Below are 17,792 nucleotides of genomic sequence, written 5' to 3'. Positions count from 1 at the left end.
ACTGTGAATGACTAAGCATAGCGCTGAATTATATGATACCCAAGTTTACTACAGGATTTTTTATAGATTAATCATATATCAGCAGGATATATTGGTCATAACGAAGATCAAATGACGGGGAGATAACTCCCCATGATGCAGATTACCCTACATTTTGTAGGTTGTTTCTGAAGGCGGGCAATAAACGCTGACGTTTCTTTGACTCACTGGAGACAATGACATAACCGTTTGGCAGGATATCTTGTAAAGCTGTAATGGCTTCTTGCTGTTGCTCTGGAGACTCAAGACTCACTACCAAACTGTCATTTTCTGGAGTGATGCTTTTGATGCGAATCCCCCGCTGATCAAGATGCTGGTACAGAGAAAACCCATCAGGTAATGACAGCCCCTGCTGATTAGGCCGAATTTTTAGCGCGCTTTCCGTGCGCATAATAATGGGCGTAAACAGCAGCGCTGCCAGCAATAAAACTGTCACTGGCAGGATAAGATAGTGCCAAACTGGGCGGCCAAAACGGCCACGAAAGTTAATCACTCTGGCTTACCTTTGTCATTGCTATCATTCACGGGCGTGGTATTTTTCTTGCGCCAAAGCACATATAAAGAACCAAACAAGCCGATCACTAGTAGCGCCAGAGGCAGTAACATCAAGAAAAACATCACTTCATCTTCGTATTTCAGGAATACCGGCGTTTTACCAAAAGCGAAGCCCATAGTGGTTAAGATCAACACCCACAGGAAGCCACTCATCCAGTTAAAGAATTGAAAACGCGCATTGTTCAAGCCGGAAAGACCGGCAATTGTTGGCAGCAAGGTGCGCACAAATGCCAGGAAACGCCCGACTAACAGTGCGGATAACCCATGACGGTGGAACAAGTTATGTGCGCGTTGGTGGTAGTGGGCGGGTAGATGGGATAGCCACCCTTGTACCACTTTTGTATTCCCTAGCCATCGCCCCTGAATATAACTGACCCAGCAACCCAGACTGGCTGCGGTGGTTAATACCACCAGTGTTACTGGGAAACTCATGGCACCTTTCGCAATCAGTACCCCCACCAGAATTAACAGGCTATCGCCAGGTAGAAAGGCTGCCGGGAGCAAGCCATTTTCCAGAAAAAGTATCACAAATAGCAGGATGTAGATGGCCCATACTAACGACGGGTTCGCGAGCGTCTCGTAGTCTTGTGCCCATAAAGCATGTAAGAGTTCTTTAATGATATCCATCTGGTATTCCTAAAACGTCATTGTTTGTTGTATGCATCGTTATGGATATAAACACGATCACAAAAATATCTGATGGTTTTTCGTGTTTTAGCGATGGTTATGATAAATGAACCAGAGCAAACCAATTCGCTGATATCTTGAGGTAAATTTACTTCTTGTTGCGATGCCCACGTATTACGACAATAGAAAAGCATCACGCCATAATGTGATAGGTAAGCATCCCGCTATATTGAGTATTACTCTCTTTCCAACCACCCACACGATTTTGCTGTGTTGATGCATGGAATATCCAATTGGAATAGTTCAGCAGTGGCTGTGATTGCCGTGGCTGTTTGTAGATTTCATCCGCACGATGACTGCGGGACATCGCCAGATATGTGCCATGCCAGATGTTGTTGGCGAGCGAAGGATTAACTGGACTGGCAAATTTAAGCGTACCCAACCGGTTTTTTATGGCGGTTTTTTTGGCGGGCATGCCCATTAGGCGTAATTGAGAATAAAAGGCTTTCTTTTGCAGACGCAGATCTGACGAAGATATATTTACCGATGATGAAGTACTGCTGACAGAGTGACAGTCAAGCGCAGGTAAGGCGATACCTGATGTGGGATGCGTGGGCGATAGCAGGTTGCCGGAAGCCGAACCGGCCCAGCCAGACACTGCAATAAACAGAGCAAACAACCAGCGCATATATTTGCGTTTCGCTCCCAAAACATCCGAATAAAAAAGTGTTGTCACTTTAGCAAAATAGCGGGATATGAAACAGGGAAATATAGATGCTAATTGAGTGTTTTTTAAGCAATAGTTGAAAAACAGGTATAACACTGACGTTTGCTGACAGAACTCGACATTTACTGACCTCAAAGCGGCATAATCTTACCGGGAAGAGAAAGAATAGAGTCCGTTTCTCTCCCCGCGGATTATCTCTTTATAGAATAGAAGTCAGTTCTTGCTAGTAGCAACGCTATTGGCGACACTGGGTATATCGAGATGAACAACCGGGTTCTCAGTGAATAAATAGCGGTCCACATTAAACTCAAAATCATCGGTGGTTGCGCGAAACAGCATCTGCTTGGTATTTTCCAGATGTTGCCACATGGCCAACTTGCTGGCGTAAGGATCTTTACGCATCAAGGCTTCGAGGATCCTGTCGTGATCTTCGCACCAACTCTCGATCGACTTATCATCAATATGTTCATGCAGCTTGATCCAGTAAGGGTTATGTACCCGCTGGCTCCACATTTTTTCGACGATCGTTGCCATAGCGGTATTTTGCGTCGCCAGCGCTACCTGTACATGGAATTTCAAATCCCATTGCGAGTCGCGAAAACGATCTTCTTGCCGCGCATGTTTTTGGATCTCGATTAATTGCACGATATCTTGTCGCGTCACTTGCGTGGCCGCAAATTCGGCAATGTTACTTTCGATCAATTGGCGCGCTTGTAACAGCTCAAAAGGCCCCGCCGTGGCGAATTCAATGCCGTGGTTAGGCATGACCAAGTGCTTTTGTTTATTCGACATCACATGGATGCCGGAGCCTTTGCGCACTTCTACATAGCCTTCCACTTCCAGCATGATAATCGCTTCACGGACCACGGTGCGGCTGACATTCATTTCTTCGGAAATGTAGCGTTCTGCGGGCAATTTATCGCCCACCGGATAAACACCGGCTTCGATGCGCTGCTTTAACTCTGCGGCTAACTGTTGGTACAACCGTCTGGTTTCTGTGAATTCCATGATTAAGGCTCTTGGGATCAATTGAGGCAGCAAATTTTGCGGCTCATTTTGTCTGGAAGGCATGATATCCCGTAGGAGATACAATGGGACTTGTTATACCACTTATCCCAATTGGGTTCTAGTTATTGCTATCACAGTTATGATGGAAAATGTGCGGTAAAAGGGGGAGGGCGGGTATAAAAAAGCCCGGCAGATTTTACCGGGCTGGTGATGTCTACAACTTCAAATCATGGTATGGATTAATTCTGTCCGGCTGGTGTTTGTTGTACCGGATCGATAGCCGGTTCGGCTGCCGGGCGGTTTTGCAGTACCGTCCAGATAACCACTACTGCCAACACGTCAAACACTGCCAGTGCGGCAAACAGTGGGCTGAAGCCCATAGTATCTGCCAAAGCACCTACCACCAGAGCGAACATGGTACTGGCAGTCCAGGCCGCCATTCCCGTCAAGCCGTTGGCGGTGGCCACTTCGTTGCGACCAAAAACGTCAGAAGACAGTGTGATTAGTGCGCCAGACAGTGATTGGTGAGCAAAGCCCCCAACACACAATAAGGCGATAGCAGCATAAGGGCTGGTAAACAGGCCAATAGTCCCTGGCCCAATCATCAACAAGCCGCCCATTGTTACCACTAACTTACGTGACACAATCAGGTTAACTTTCAGGTATTTCTGGAACAGAGGTGGCAGGTAACCACCGAGAATGCAGCCCAGATCGGCAAACAGCATTGGCATCCAGGCAAACATGGCAATTTCTTTCAGGTTAAAGCCATAAGCTTTAAACATGAACAGTGGGATCCACGCGTTGAATGTCCCCCAAGCTGGTTCTGCCAGGAAACGTGGGATCGCAATACCCCAGAACTGGCGGTTACGGATAATCTGTAGTGCAGACATCTTTTTGGAGTTTGCTGTAGAGTGTTGCGCTTCCTGACCACTCAGGATGTACTCGCGTTCTTCATCAGACAGTTTTTTCTGATCTTTCGGGTGCTTGTACAGGATTAGCCAGGCAATGGCCCAAATCAGGCTGAGGACACCGGTGATGATAAATGCCATCTGCCAGCTGTGCATCACGATAGCCCACACCACTAATGGTGGTGCAATCATGCCGCCGATAGAAGAACCTACGTTGAAATAACCTACAGCAATAGAACGCTCTTTTGCCGGGAACCATTCACTGGTTGCTTTCAGACCCGCAGGGATCATCGCTGCCTCTGCTGCACCCACAGCACCACGAGCGATCGCTAAACCCCCCCAGCTGCTGGCTAATGCGGTACTCATACAGAATATGGCCCACATAACGGCAAACATGGCATAACCGACTTTCGTCCCCATCACATCCAGAATATAACCGGCTACCGGTTGCATTAGGGTGTAAGCGGCTGAATAAGCGGCGATAATATAAGAATATTGCTGAGTGGTGATATGTAACTGCTCTTGCAACGTTGGTGCGGCAACGGCAATAGCGTTACGTGTTAGGTAACCTAATATGGTGCCAACGGTGACCAAAGCGATCATGTACCAGCGTAAGCCTTTAATTTTACGCATCATTTATAACTTCTCCCAGTCTTAGATTACTGCCATGAAACGCCGCCTGTCGTGACGTTTCATGGCGCAATTTGGTCCAATCCGACATCGCGGTGGTACCTGGCTCTTCTTATTAAATTGAGGCTGGCCGTGCTGTGCCAACTTCAACTCTTTGGCTATCCCTTCTCTTGTTTGAGGCCGTAGTGCTGGTACGGCGCTCACTCTTCGGTATTTCCATTGAGGTCAAATCAGTGCGTTTGATGAACATGACGAATGAGATGACTGATGGCGACGCAACAATAACTTGTCATACAGATTTAAAAGTTGAGTGATATCACAAAAACCACTTTTCAATTAGGGAATAATAGAACCCAGCAGACTTAGTGCCGCAAGGGACTAAATGGACTATAAATGTTGGGTATTTGTTCTTTTTGTTAGATTTTTGCGATCTCTATCTACAAAAAATACTGGACGATAGATGAAATTGGTGTGATAACTTCGCGATAACAGAAAGCAGTACTCTAGATGTACTCAAGTGAGGAACCTAATATGGCGCAGTTTTTGACCGAAGACTTTTTGCTCGACACCGAATTTGCCCGTCGTCTCTATCATGACTATGCAAAAGATCAGCCGATCTATGATTATCACTGCCATTTACCCCCAGAACAGATTGCAGAAAACACTCGTTTTAAGAATCTGTATGACATCTGGTTGAAAGGTGACCACTATAAATGGCGTGCGATGCGCACTAATGGTGTGGCTGAGCGTTTCTGTACCGGTGATGCCAGTGACCGCGAGAAGTTTGATGCTTGGGCGGCAACGGTTCCTCATACTATTGGTAACCCGCTCTACCACTGGACGCATCTCGAATTACGCCGTCCGTTTGGTATTACAGGTAAGTTATTGTCCCCAGCCACCGCTGACGAAATCTGGCAGCGCGGAAACGAACTGCTGGCTCAGGATAGCTTCTCTGCCCGCGGTATCATGCAGAAGATGAATGTCAAAATGGTTGGTACTACTGATGACCCGATTGATGACTTACGCCACCATAAAGCGATTGCTGCTGACGGCAGTTTCAATATCAAAGTCTTGCCAAGCTGGCGGCCAGATAAAGCTTTCAATATTGAAGCCGCAGGTTTCAATGACTATATGCAGCGTCTGGAAGCTGCCGCTGACACGTCAATTAGTCGCTTCGCCGATTTGTGTACCGCGCTGAATAAACGTATGGATCACTTTGCCGCTCACGGTTGCAAAGTGTCTGATCATGCGTTGGATGTGGTGGTTTACGGTGAAGCAGATGAAGCGACTCTGGACGGTATCCTTGCTCGCCGTCTGGCGGGTAATCAGCCAAGTACTGAAGAAACCGCGCAGTTCAAAACAGCCGTGTTGCTCTTCCTGTCTGGCGAATATCACCGCCGTGAATGGGTGCAGCAATATCACATCGGTGCACTGCGCAACAATAACAGCCGCATGTTCAATCTGGTCGGGCCGGATATCGGCTTTGACTCCATCAATGACCAGCCATTGGCTCAACCTTTATCTCGCTTATTGGATGCGCAAGGCCTGCGTAATGCACTGCCAAAAACCATCCTTTACTGCCTGAATCCACGTGATAACGAAGTGATCGGCACTATGGTGGGCAACTTCCAGGGCGAAGGCGCTGCCGGGAAAATGCAGTTTGGTTCTGGCTGGTGGTTCAATGACCAAAAAGATGGCATGCAACGTCAAATGACCCAACTGGCACAGCTTGGCTTACTGAGCCGTTTTGTCGGCATGCTGACTGATAGCCGCAGCTTCTTGTCTTATACCCGCCATGAATACTTCCGTCGCATCCTGTGCCAAATGATTGGCCGTTGGGTCGAGGATGGCGAGGCTCCGGCAGATATTGAGCTGCTGGGTTCTATGGTGAAAAACATTTGCTTTGATAACGCCAAGCAATATTTCGCCATCGAATTGTAATCGTCGAACTGCTTCTGTGATGAATAGCTAATAACAATCTCGGGGCTGAATATCAGCCCCTTATAACATTAACATATTGATTATTTAACGCCCGGCTGTATGCGTTATGAGGTGAATCCTGATGCAAACTTTGAACCGTCGTGACTTTCCTGGCCGTAGCCATCCTGACAAAATCATTCAATTCGGTGAAGGTAACTTCCTGCGAGCCTTTGTTGACTGGCAGATCGATTTACTGAATGAGCATACCGATCTAAATGCCGGGATTGTGGTGATCCGCCCGATTGACACCGATTTTCCACCGTCACTCAGCACTCAGGATGGCCTGTATACTGCGGTGATCCGCGGTCTGAACGAACAAGGCGAAGCGGTGCGTGAATCCCGCCTGATCCGCTCGGTTAACCGTGAAATTAATATTTACCGCCAGTTTGATGAATATCTGGCGCTGGCCCGTGATCCTAATATTCGCTTTATGTTTTCGAACACCACCGAAGCCGGTATTGCCTGGAACGAAGCGGATCAATTCAGCGATGCACCGCCAAGTTCTTTCCCAGCGAAATTGACTCGTTTACTGTTCGAGCGTTTTGAGCATTTCTCCGGTGCGGCGGATAAAGGTTGGGTGCTGCTGCCTTGCGAACTGATTGATTATAATGGTGAAGCGCTGCGTGAGTTAGTTCTGCGCTATGCCAGCCATTGGCAACTGCCTGCGGCATTTACCCAGTGGTTGACTGAGAACAACACCTTCTGCTCCACATTGGTTGACCGCATTGTGACGGGTTACCCACGTGATGAAGTGGCAGCACTGCAAGCCGAATTAGGCTATCAAGACAGCTTCCTGGATACCGCCGAATACTTCTATCTATTTGTTATCCAAGGGCCAAAAGAATTAGCACAAGAGCTTCGCCTCGATAAGTTAGATCTGAATGTCCGTATCGTCGATGACATCAAACCTTATAAAGAACGCAAAGTTGCGATTCTGAACGGTGCGCACACTGCTCTGGTGCCAGTGGCTTATCTGTCTGGGCTGGACACTGTTGGTCAGACGATGGATGACGTGCAAATCAGCAGCTTCGTTGAGAAAACCATTACTGAAGAGATTGTGCCGGTATTGGATTTACCGGAAGACGAGTTGTTGTCATTCTCTCAGGCGGTATTGAGCCGTTTCCGTAACCCGTTCATTCAGCATCAGTTGTTGTCTATTGCCTTGAATGGTATGACCAAATTCCGCACCCGCATTTTGCCGCAATTGCTAACTTATCAGCAGCAGCAAGGCAAGTTGCCGCCACGCCTGACTTTTGCACTGGCCGCTCTGATTGCCTTTTATCGTGGTGAACGTGATGGTCAAACTTACCCGTTACAGGATGATGCTCACTGGCTGGAGCGCTATTCCACCTTGTGGAATGGTGTAAAGCACGGCGATATCAAGCTGGCTGAATTGGTTAACACGGTACTGTCTGATACCGCCCATTGGGGGCAGGATCTGACGGCGGTACCACAACTGGCAAATCAAGTGACAGAACAACTACAAACCATCATTGACAGCGGAATGAGAGCTGCGGTCGCGGCATACAGCTAAAGGTTTAACTATGCAAAGTATTATAAAAATTCATCCGTTGGATAATGTGGCTGTCGCACTGCAAGATTTAGCTGCTGATGATGTTCTCGAAATTGGAGAATTCAGTGTTAAATTGGCTCAACCAGTAGCGCGTGGTCATAAATTTGCTTTAACGGCCATTGCACCGGGGCAAATGATCGTTAAGTATGGTTTGCCGATCGGCCATGCATTAACCCTGATCCAGCCCGGCGAACATATTCATTCGCAAAATGCTAAAACTAACCTCAGCGATCTGGATGAGTATCAGTATCAGCCAGAATTCAGCGAGTTACCGCCACAAATGGCAGATCGCGAAGTGCAGATCTATCGCCGGGCCAATGGTGATGTGGCGGTGCGCAACGAACTGTGGATTATTCCAACGGTAGGTTGCGTGAATGGGATCGCCCGTCAGATCCAACAACGTTTTCTGAAAGAAACACAAGACGCGGAAGGTATTGATGGGGTCTATCTGTTCAGCCATCCATTTGGTTGTTCACAATTGGGTCAGGATCACGAAAATACCCGCACCATGCTGCAAAACATGGTGCGCCACCCCAATGCTGGTGCGGTGCTGGTCATTGGTTTGGGCTGTGAAAACAACCAGGTAGACGTTTTCCAAACCACTTTGGGGCCGGTTGATGAAGATCGCGTGCACTTTATGGTCTGTCAGCAGCAGGATGACGAAGTTGAAGCCGGTCTTGAGCATCTGCATGCTTTGTATCAGGTCATGCGCCATGACCAACGGGTTGCGGGTAAGTTGAGTGAACTCAAGTTTGGTCTGGAATGCGGGGGTTCTGATGGGTTATCTGGTATCACCGCTAACCCATTACTGGGCCGCTTCTCCGACTATGTGATTGCCAATGGCGGAACCTCTGTTCTGACCGAAGTGCCGGAAATGTTCGGCGCTGAGCGGATTCTGATGAGCCGCTGCCGTGATGAAGCGACGTTTGAAAAGACTGTCAGTATGGTGAATGACTTCAAACAGTACTTTATTGCGCACAACCAGCCGATTTATGAAAACCCATCTCCGGGCAATAAAGCAGGCGGTATCACTACGCTGGAAGAGAAATCACTGGGTTGCACCCAAAAAGCGGGCCAGAGTAAAGTGGTTGATGTGTTGAAGTATGGTGAGCGTTTACAGCACCCTGGGCTGAATTTACTCAGTGCGCCGGGTAATGATGCAGTAGCAACCAGTGCATTAGCGGGCGCCGGTTGTCATATGGTGTTGTTCAGTACCGGACGTGGTACACCTTATGGCGGCTTTGTACCGACAGTTAAGCTGGCAACTAATAGCGAATTGGCCGCTAAAAAACCCCACTGGATTGATTTCGATGCCGGTAAACTGATTCACGGCACGTCAATGGATGATTTGCTGACAGAGTTTGTTGATTTGATTGTCGACATTGCCAACGGCAAACCAGCGCGCAATGAAGTGAATGACTTCCGTGAACTGGCAATCTTTAAAAGCGGTGTAACCTTGTAAATATTGTGTCTTTTGATTAATGTGAAACGGTGTTTTATTTTTTATGAATAAGACACTCTACCCGAGGTATTGAAGTCGCAGGCCGCGAGTTCCTGCGGCTTCAAGCTCGAAGGGGAGTGCCGTTTGCTTATTAATTTGTACGGTCACCGTACACCAGGATTATCCCCTCATGACTTTCTATTGGTTTGCTCAAGCCGTTGGTGTACTGGCATTTTTTGTCGGTATAACCATGTTTTTCAACCGCGACGAGCAGCGTTTCAGGCTGCAACTTTCTGCTTACAGCGCCATTATTGGCTGCCATTTCTTCCTGATGGGGGCCAGTGCTGCCGGTAGCAGTGCGATGCTTAATGCGCTGCGAAATTTGGTCGCGGCTAAAACCCGCAGCAGTATTGCCATGCTGGTATTTATTGTTCTGACATTGGCTTTTGGTCTCTGGCGTATGCAGCATGCAGTCGAGATATTGCCAATTTTCGGCACCGTTATCAGCACCTGGGCGATATTTCGTACCACTGGCCTGACAACCCGCTGTGTGATGTGGGTATCCACCGTGTGTTGGGTTATTCATAACGTCTGGTTGGGGTCGATCGGAGGGTCATTGATTGAGGGCAGTTTCTTGCTGCTTAACGGCTTTAATATTATCCGTTTTTATCGTCTGCAACGGCAAGGGATAGACCCTTTTCTGGTCGAAAATAAAGCCACAAAATAATAAGAAACGGGGGCCATATTGCCCCCGATAGTTATCTCGATAATGTGCTTCAGACTGATTTACGGCTCGCCAGCGGATCTGGATTGGCTAGTCTGGCATCATCTGCCTGACAGGCGGCAGCAGTAAAAATGACGTCAGTTGACGAGTTCAGCGCAGTTTCAGCTGAATCCTGCAATACGCCGATAATGAAACCAACCGCCACCACTTGCATAGCGATCTCATTAGGAATCCCAAACATACCGCAAGCCAGCGGGATCAACAGCAATGAGCCACCGGCAACACCGGATGCCCCACAGGTGCAGATAGCAGCCACCACACTTAATAACAGCGCGGTTGGTAAATCCACTGCGATACCTAAGGTATGAACCGCCGCCAGTGTTAACACGGTAATAGTGATAGCAGCACCCGCCATATTGATGGTGGCACCTAATGGAATGGAGACAGAATAGGTATCTTCATTCAGGTTCATCTTCTTACACATTTCCATATTCACCGGAATATTCGCGGCTGAGCTACGGGTAAAGAAAGCAGTGACGCCACTTTCGCGCAGGCAGGCGAAGACCAGTGGGTAAGGATTACGGCGGATTTTCCAGTAAACAATCAGTGGGTTAACCACTAATGCGACTAATAACATGCAGCCAATCAATACCACCAGCAGATGCGCATAGCCCAGCAACACACCAAAGCCGGTTTCGGCCATAGTGGATGCTACCAGACCAAAAATACCCAGTGGTGCGAAGCGGATAACCACCCGTACCACCACAGTGACGGCATTAGACATATCATTAATCAATGCCTTGGTCGTATCTGCCGCGTGACGTAAAGCAATACCCAGACCAACAGCCCAGGCCAGAATACCGATATAATTGGCATTCAGCAGCGCATGGATTGGGTTGGCTATCACACTGTTTAACAAGCCTTTTAGTACTTCTACAATTCCACCCGGAGCGGCGATATCCGAATTCTGAGTGGCTAACACCAAGGTGGATGGGAACATAAAGCTAACAGCAACCGCAATCAGGGCTGCAGAGAATGTGCCCAACAAATATAAAAACAGAATAGGGCGGATACTGGTTTTTTGGCCTTGCTTATGGTTGGCAATGGAGGCCATGACCAGCATCAACACCAAAACAGGGGCGACCGCTTTTAGTGCGCCGACGAACAATGTACCCAGCAAACCCACTGCCAGTGCGGCCTGAGTTGATACCAAAGCTAAAATAATCCCGGCAATCAAACCGACCAGAATTTGCTTAACCAAACTGCCGCGGATAATAAATCCGATAAAGCCAGACTGTGTATTTTCCATAGTTTCCAGTGATACCTCTTCCCAAGTTAAACTTGTTTTATTTTTTGCCTATTTAACACTCAGCCGGAACGGGGCTTAGTGTTTAGTTTTCACACCTGTAACTTTGTATTATTTGTAACTGGGTGTGTTTGCTTTGACAGTATAAGGGAATCTATTGAGCAGGAAAGAAACAATCAGCAAAATCCAATGCAGATCAAATTTGCATAACATTTTGTTTACATTTGTGTGATGGCAATAACATTTGGTTGCTGGCGAAATAAGCGAGATAAATGCGGGGCAGTAACCGCCCCACATAATATATTGTATCGTAATGCTAACTATTTATCGGTAGTATTATCTGCTGCTAAACGCTTATCTGCACGATGATTTGCCCACATATTAATTAACAATGTGAGGGCAAGAATACCTGCCACCACACCTAATGAAATGCCAATAGGGATATGGAACAGATCGATAATCATCATTTTGACACCGATAAAGACCAAAATTACGGACAAACCGTATTTCAACATGGAGAAACGCTCAGCCACGTTTGCTAACAAGAAGTACATAGCGCGCAGGCCTAAAATCGCAAACAGGTTAGAGGTCAAAACAATAAAGGGATCGGTGGTAACAGCGAAGATAGCCGGGATACTGTCAACGGCAAAAATCACATCACTCAGTTCAACCAGAATTAATACCAATACTAATGGCGTGGCATAGAGCAGGCCATTTTTGCGCACAGTAAAGCGGTCGCCATGTAGCTCGTCAGTCATGCGCAGGTGATTACGAATCCAGCGTACCAGTGCCTTCTCGCCGATCGGTGTATTGTCTTCCTTTGCCAATGCCATTTTGATACCGGTAAACAGGAGGAAGGCACCAAACAGGTACAAAATCCAACTGAATTGCGATACCAACCAGCTTCCGGCGAAGATCATGATAGTTCGCAGCACGATCGCACCTAATACACCGTAAATCAGTACTCGGCGCTGCAAATTGGCAGGAACAGCAAAATAGCTAAATAGCATCAGCCAGACGAAGACGTTATCGACAGCAAGTGCTTTTTCAATCAGATAGCCGGTCAGGAATGCCAGCGCTTGTTTGTCGGCGATTTCCCGGCCCATAGTTTCGGTCAGATACCACCAGAAACCGGCGTTAAACAGCAAAGACAAACTCACCCACACCAGTGACCAACAGGCAGCCTGGCGTAGAGTCATGGTTTGTGAGCCACGACGCCCCTGCAACAATAAGTCGATGGCAAGCATAATTGTCACAACAACGGCAAAACAACCCCACAATAAGGGAGTACCCACGGTATTCATCATTAAGGAACCTCATAAAAACAAAAACGGCCAACGTCGGAAGACGCCAGCCGCTATGTCTGAGCTGCAAGCAAACCTCGCCTTCCGGCAAGGTCTCACTTACAACTCTATTAATGCATACCCATCATCCTGAACTCGAATTATTTTGGGTATAGAAGCATCTAAACAGATGCCGCAACATTAATGAGGTTGCCCGGTAACCGGGTGCTTTCGCACCGTAATGACGGCAGACCGGCAATGAAGTTACTCCCCTTTGCCGCGCAAAAATAATGGAAAACGGTTCGCAGGTCAATCACTGAAAGCAAATTAGCTTACTGCCGGTGGTTGGGAATCCGCCGGGAAGATAACACCAGTCTGGCGGCGGATCTCCGTCTGAATTCTTGACGTCAGCAATGACAACTGTAAACCCTCGTGTTCCACCTGATGGGTTTCAACCAAATTGGCAAAAACCTCAGCTTCATACAGCATAGTATTAATATGCTGGGGCTGCGTCAGATCTTGTGAATGGCTGCCTCGGGGGGTAAAGGCCACAGATAGGCATTCAGAGATGCTTTCTATTACCAATGACCCATCTTCGCCCTGAATTTCACTGGGAATATCGGATTGGCTCACTTTTGAATGGATAATCACCACATCAAAATCACCATAATTTAAGCAAACCGTACCATGCGCATCAACACCACTTGGTAATAAACTCGCGCTTGCCAGCACGGATTTAGGCTCTCCCCATAATGCCAAAGCACTTGCCAGGCAGTAGTAACCGATATCCATGATAGAGCCATTTGAAAATGCTGGATTAAAGGTATTAGGATTTTCGCCATTTAGATAGCGCTGGTAACGTGAGGAATATTGGCAGTAATTGATAAAAGCTTTACGCAATTTCCCCACACGCGGCAGAGACTGTTTTAGCTGAGTAAAATTGGGCAGATAGGCTGTTTTAAATGCTTCGAATAATACCACTTGATGCTCGCGAGCACAGGCAACCAGAGCTTCAACTTCTGCAAAATTAGAGGCTAATGACTTTTCACAAATAACGTGTTTTTTATGGCTGAGGAACAATTTGGCTTGAGAGTAATGCAAGGCGTTTGGGCTGGCGATATATACCGCATCAATCTGATCGCTTGCCGCCATGGCTTCAAGATTATCAAAGCATTCAGTAACGTTATAATTATCACCAAACTCTTTAGCTTGCTCCACTTTACGCGAGTAAACAGCGGCCAGTTTCATTTTGCCACTTTCGTGGGCGGCATCAACAAAGCGCGCGGTGATCCAATTGGTACCAATAACAGCGAAGCGAATCATAGTGAACTCCATTCCTACAGAAGAAAAACACATAGAACCGCCCCGTAAGCAACGGATTGGTTTATTAAAGGCTAGTAAATCGCGCCAAACAGATCCAAGTGTGTCAGATAAAGGCGCGTATCAAACTCTAATTGATGATATTGCGGTTCCATATGGCAGCACAAACTATAGAACGCTTTGTTGTGATCTTTCTCTTTCAAATGTGCTAATTCATGCACCACAATCATTTTCAGAAAAGCTTCAGGGGCATTTTTAAATACCGTAGCGACCCGGATTTCTGCTTTGGCTTTCAATTTACCACCTTGCACTCTGGAGATAGCGGTGTGCAGCCCTAGCGCATGTTTCATCACCTGGATTTTACTGTCATAGGCTACTTTACTGAGTGGTTGAGCATTACGCAGATATTGATTCTTTAAATCAACCGTATATTGATACAGCATTTTATCTGTATTGTAATCATGAGGTTGCGGGTAACGTTGCCGTAATACACCTCCCAACCGTTGTTCGCTGATCAGTTGTTGTACCTGGGACTGTAAGTGTTCTGGATAACCTTGCAGATAGGTTAGTTCCTGCATATATATGCTCTGGCTGCCAATGGTTTTGTGTATCTTGATGGTGATAATAACGTTTTCTGATGGGTTAGACAAAGCCGGTGAATTCTTGCTGAAGGAAAGATACCTGCAATAAATTTACAGGTATCTTTTGTTGTTATTAGAAAGCGTATTTTATGCCAACCAAAGCATTAGTATCGTTGGTATTATAATTTCCAATCTGATGATTGATATTTGCCCAAGCATGCAACCGTTGGTCAATTTTACTTTCTACGCCAATTTTGAATTCAGCGCTATTTTTGCTGCTGTTCTCAACACTTTTCCCTGAAAGTTGTGCACCGGTATTGTGATTTTGGTGAAGCCAGTTAACAGCAATAAATGGCATGAATTGTTGATCTGAATTATTGGTGGTTTGCAGGTATGTTTTGGCACCAATACGCGTTATCAATTGGCCTCTATTCGTATAATTGATGATGTCTTTATTGGCTGCAGTATGAGTTTGAGCATTTATTCCTACCCAAGTAATTTTTGCATTAGGCTGGATGAAGTAACTCAATTGCTCAGTACTACCAATATTAAAGGTATAACCGCTTTCTATTGAGCTGGTGAAACCGGAAGATTTATATTTTTCCTCTGCCAGTTTTTGACCGTTAACGGCATTGTTAAACCAGCTATATTGCGCCAAGGTATCAATGTAGAGCCCAGTCTTATTTTGTTGATCGGTTAGCCAGGTTGCATACACCCCAAGGTTATAGCCATTAACGGAACCGTTAGAGTAATAACCGGTAATGTTAGATTTGCTGTGATTAGTTGCTTTACCCATTCCGGCCAACATACCGATTCGCCCGTTGCCTTGCGTGCCAATATCCCACTGAGCAACATCGCCGCCAAGCTGAATCGAGTAGTATTTTCCTTTGATATTCAGTTGGTCAACGGTTTTACCAAACTGCTTTATTCCGCCCTGAGTCTGTATCCACATACTGGAGGTGCGCCATTCTCCGGTAACGGCATCTTTATATTTATAGTTCCCAGAGCGATTGTCTAAATCAGAGGTGAATAGATTTCTCGCCATTGAGAGATTGGCAATATAGCTGCCATTTTCAGGCCGATAGATTTTTTGGGAAATGCTATTGTTCACAGCTTTGGCTTTGTTTAGTGGTGCTGTTGCTGCAATGCTTTTTGTTGGCGGATTTTCTTGCCCCTCAGAACCTTTATACGAACTATCGCCTAATTTATCTGAATCATCATTTTCCGCTAACTCTGGTAGCTGTGGATTTACCTTTGTCTTATTTTCTTCTGACTCTGGTATAGCCTCCTCTATCTTTTCCCCTGCCATAGATTTCTTATCAAAAATTGCAGCATCACTGATCATATACCAGTTTTTTTTACGATCATCCTCACTGCCACGTCTGAGAAAATATTCATATGCACCGGCGACATTACGACCATCTTGTTCAAATTCACCCTTAGATTCACCTTTAACCTCGATTAATAGAATGCCTACATCAGTTTGTGCGCCTTCACCGCCTAAATTATTAATTATAACCTTGGTATGGCCATATGTATTACCTTCGACCAACATACGGTCAGTTTCGGAGTCATCTCTCTCTAGCTTGCTATAGAAAATTAGGGTGCCGCCCTGACCAACATAGTTACTTTCGATAATTAATTTATCACCGACCTTCTTATCGTTAAAATTAAGTACTCCAGTATCTGATATAGTAAGGTCATTTATGCTAGAGTTTCCCCTCATTTCCCATAAGCTATTGTTGCCGATAAAAACATTACCACCTTGCACTGTAGTGATGAGTTGACTACCATTTGCTAGAATAAGCATTGTATTTTTCTTGCCAATCACTGGGCTGCCGATTAATATTGCACTTGATAACAAAAGATCACCGTTATTAATATATGTCTCACCAGAATAGACATAATCTGGAATATTAGAATCCCCATTACCTTGCAAAGTTAAAGTATTAGCATCTTCTTTGATTAATGAACCTGTTCCATCAATACGAGCGTAAAACACCCCCCCATTTCTGAATATAAGTTGACCCTCATTTATAATATCGTTATTTTTTATATTCCATTTTGCCGTAGGTAAAAACTCTGTTTTACCTTGCAGTAAAACATCACTCCCATGCATGATTGTTAATACCCCTGAGACCGTCGTATCTTTCAGTGTTGGGGTATCTAGTAAGTTCTGAACAACCAGTTCACCCCCTTCCTGAATATGGGTGTTTTCCGCAATTCCAGTACCACCAAGGTATAAACTGCCATGCATCCCAATAGTTGTCTGATTGGATTTCCCCTGCTGGGATATATCCATTCTTCCAAGTTTTTTATCAAAAACATGCCCCTGCGGGGGTATAAGCATTGTTACAAGTTCTTCAAATTTTTTAGTAATATTGTTTATGATTCTAACTTCATGCTTTGCATTGACCAAACCAATTTCAGTACCTAGCGCTTTGGCATCATCGGTTACCTCAATAGACCCATGAGAGATTTTATTGCCTATGGCGATACTCTGGTCTTCTAACTGAAATGGAAGCATATCGCCGGTATTAACCTGGGTACTATAGGCTCGGGAATTTCCCGTCAGTTTTAATTTGCCAGTTCCGTTAATTATAGAATCTTTCGCTACTTGTTTTAATTTCAGAGTGACATCTTTATCAACTACCCCAGAGTGGGTGGGAGCGATTTTTTTTGCATCTGAGATAGCGGAAGAACTCCCGCATATAAACAATGCGAATAGGACTAATTTAGCGATGGGGCTTTTTTTAAAAACAGTTTTTTTCAAAACAGAGTGGGTTGGTTTAGATGTAGAGGGTTTTAATATGTTTCTTCTTGGGTTATTTGTATTTTCCATAATTTAATGTCACTAGTCCTTATAAATAATTACCCCCCCCATAACTGATTGTTATGGGGAGTAACGATTAATTCAATGGTATAATGAATAAAACAGTAAACCTTGTGGTTGTGGATTATATGACAATATGATTTAGTATTTGTGACTTTTTATTCTTGTAAGCAAGGAATATTTATTAATAATGCTTAATTTTCTTTTTGTTTACTATTGTTGTCTATTAATAATAAAAATTCATTTCCTCTGGTTAT

Annotated in this window: 14 protein-coding genes; 4 read left to right on the top strand and 10 right to left on the bottom strand. The window is 45.7% G+C overall.

Annotated elements, in window-relative coordinates:
- Window positions 1-142 precede the first annotated feature (142 nt).
- The 5 genes from mzrA to FGL26_RS12945 form a co-directional block, all read right to left on the bottom strand.
- Window positions 143-532, bottom strand: a complete 390-nt coding sequence (mzrA, locus tag FGL26_RS12965; RefSeq protein WP_005174198.1) for an EnvZ/OmpR regulon moderator MzrA — start codon at window positions 530-532, stop codon at window positions 143-145.
- The gene (locus tag FGL26_RS12960; protein WP_005174197.1) at window positions 529-1,221 is read right to left on the bottom strand and encodes a DedA family protein; all 693 of its coding nucleotides are present in this window, start codon (window positions 1,219-1,221) and stop codon (window positions 529-531) included. Before FGL26_RS12960 ends, mzrA begins: the two co-directional genes overlap by 4 nt.
- Before the next feature lie 193 nt (window positions 1,222-1,414).
- Entirely contained in the window at window positions 1,415-1,909 is a 495-nt protein-coding gene (locus tag FGL26_RS12955) for a hypothetical protein (protein ID WP_005174196.1), read from the bottom strand.
- Between the two features lie 252 nt (window positions 1,910-2,161).
- Window positions 2,162-2,956 (bottom strand): transcriptional regulator ExuR, encoded by a 795-nt coding sequence (exuR, locus tag FGL26_RS12950; protein WP_005174195.1) that lies wholly within the window; start codon window positions 2,954-2,956, stop codon window positions 2,162-2,164.
- A gap of 239 nt (window positions 2,957-3,195) precedes the next feature.
- Window positions 3,196-4,500 carry an MFS transporter gene (locus tag FGL26_RS12945; RefSeq protein WP_011817242.1) on the bottom strand — a complete coding sequence of 435 codons (1,305 nt, stop codon included), beginning with the start codon at window positions 4,498-4,500 and terminating at the stop codon, window positions 3,196-3,198.
- Between the two features lie 525 nt (window positions 4,501-5,025).
- On the opposite strand from FGL26_RS12945, the gene uxaC reads away from it, so the two are divergent.
- The 4 genes from uxaC to FGL26_RS12925 all read left to right on the top strand — a co-directional run bounded on the left by uxaC (window position 5,026) and on the right by FGL26_RS12925 (window position 10,215).
- Window positions 5,026-6,435, top strand: coding sequence for a glucuronate isomerase (gene uxaC / locus FGL26_RS12940; RefSeq protein ID WP_005174193.1), 1,410 nt, complete (start codon window positions 5,026-5,028; stop codon window positions 6,433-6,435).
- A gap of 121 nt (window positions 6,436-6,556) precedes the next feature.
- The gene (locus tag FGL26_RS12935) at window positions 6,557-8,008 is read left to right on the top strand and encodes a tagaturonate reductase (protein WP_005174192.1); all 1,452 of its coding nucleotides are present in this window, start codon (window positions 6,557-6,559) and stop codon (window positions 8,006-8,008) included.
- Window positions 8,009-8,018: 10 nt separating this feature from the next.
- Window positions 8,019-9,509, top strand: coding sequence for a UxaA family hydrolase (locus FGL26_RS12930; protein ID WP_005174191.1), 1,491 nt, complete (start codon window positions 8,019-8,021; stop codon window positions 9,507-9,509).
- A gap of 169 nt (window positions 9,510-9,678) precedes the next feature.
- Window positions 9,679-10,215, top strand: a complete 537-nt coding sequence (locus FGL26_RS12925) for a YgjV family protein (protein ID WP_005174190.1) — start codon at window positions 9,679-9,681, stop codon at window positions 10,213-10,215.
- A 49-nt stretch (window positions 10,216-10,264) separates the two neighbouring features.
- Here the strand turns inward: FGL26_RS12925 and sstT are convergent, their stop codons facing one another.
- The 5 genes from sstT to FGL26_RS12900 all read right to left on the bottom strand — a co-directional run bounded on the left by sstT (window position 10,265) and on the right by FGL26_RS12900 (window position 17,544).
- Window positions 10,265-11,521 (bottom strand): serine/threonine transporter SstT, encoded by a 1,257-nt coding sequence (gene sstT, locus FGL26_RS12920; protein ID WP_138060243.1) that lies wholly within the window; start codon window positions 11,519-11,521, stop codon window positions 10,265-10,267.
- A 317-nt stretch (window positions 11,522-11,838) separates the two neighbouring features.
- Window positions 11,839-12,825 (bottom strand): TerC family protein, encoded by a 987-nt coding sequence (locus tag FGL26_RS12915; RefSeq protein ID WP_032903101.1) that lies wholly within the window; start codon window positions 12,823-12,825, stop codon window positions 11,839-11,841.
- 303 nt (window positions 12,826-13,128) lie between these two features.
- Window positions 13,129-14,124: a Gfo/Idh/MocA family protein gene (locus FGL26_RS12910; RefSeq protein WP_005174184.1), complete on the bottom strand. Its 996-nt coding sequence runs from the start codon at window positions 14,122-14,124 to the stop codon at window positions 13,129-13,131.
- Window positions 14,125-14,195: 71 nt separating this feature from the next.
- Complete coding sequence (locus FGL26_RS12905) at window positions 14,196-14,699, bottom strand: M48 metallopeptidase family protein (RefSeq protein WP_005174182.1); 504 nt, start codon at window positions 14,697-14,699, stop codon at window positions 14,196-14,198.
- 136 nt (window positions 14,700-14,835) lie between these two features.
- Window positions 14,836-17,544 carry an autotransporter outer membrane beta-barrel domain-containing protein gene (locus FGL26_RS12900; protein WP_005174181.1) on the bottom strand — a complete coding sequence of 903 codons (2,709 nt, stop codon included), beginning with the start codon at window positions 17,542-17,544 and terminating at the stop codon, window positions 14,836-14,838.
- Window positions 17,545-17,792: the final 248 nt, after the last annotated feature.

This window comes from Yersinia enterocolitica subsp. enterocolitica, from assembly GCF_901472495.1.
Lineage (GTDB): Bacteria > Pseudomonadota > Gammaproteobacteria > Enterobacterales > Enterobacteriaceae > Yersinia > Yersinia enterocolitica.
Note: the sequence above shows the minus strand (reverse complement) of the source record. Positions and strands in the feature narration are given on the sequence as shown.

Coding starts and splice junctions, on each gene's coding strand:
- FGL26_RS12960 (WP_005174197.1), bottom strand. CDS start 1,221: ATGGATATCATTAAAGAACTCTTACATGCTTTATGGGCACAAGACTAC.
- FGL26_RS12955 (WP_005174196.1), bottom strand. CDS start 1,909: ATGCGCTGGTTGTTTGCTCTGTTTATTGCAGTGTCTGGCTGGGCCGGT.
- exuR (WP_005174195.1), bottom strand. CDS start 2,956: ATGGAATTCACAGAAACCAGACGGTTGTACCAACAGTTAGCCGCAGAG.
- FGL26_RS12945 (WP_011817242.1), bottom strand. CDS start 4,500: ATGATGCGTAAAATTAAAGGCTTACGCTGGTACATGATCGCTTTGGTC.
- uxaC (WP_005174193.1), top strand. CDS start 5,026: ATGGCGCAGTTTTTGACCGAAGACTTTTTGCTCGACACCGAATTTGCC.
- FGL26_RS12935 (WP_005174192.1), top strand. CDS start 6,557: ATGCAAACTTTGAACCGTCGTGACTTTCCTGGCCGTAGCCATCCTGAC.
- FGL26_RS12930 (WP_005174191.1), top strand. CDS start 8,019: ATGCAAAGTATTATAAAAATTCATCCGTTGGATAATGTGGCTGTCGCA.
- FGL26_RS12925 (WP_005174190.1), top strand. CDS start 9,679: ATGACTTTCTATTGGTTTGCTCAAGCCGTTGGTGTACTGGCATTTTTT.
- sstT (WP_138060243.1), bottom strand. CDS start 11,521: ATGGAAAATACACAGTCTGGCTTTATCGGATTTATTATCCGCGGCAGT.
- FGL26_RS12915 (WP_032903101.1), bottom strand. CDS start 12,825: ATGATGAATACCGTGGGTACTCCCTTATTGTGGGGTTGTTTTGCCGTT.
- FGL26_RS12910 (WP_005174184.1), bottom strand. CDS start 14,124: ATGATTCGCTTCGCTGTTATTGGTACCAATTGGATCACCGCGCGCTTT.
- FGL26_RS12905 (WP_005174182.1), bottom strand. CDS start 14,699: ATGCAGGAACTAACCTATCTGCAAGGTTATCCAGAACACTTACAGTCC.
- FGL26_RS12900 (WP_005174181.1), bottom strand. CDS start 17,544: ATGGAAAATACAAATAACCCAAGAAGAAACATATTAAAACCCTCTACA.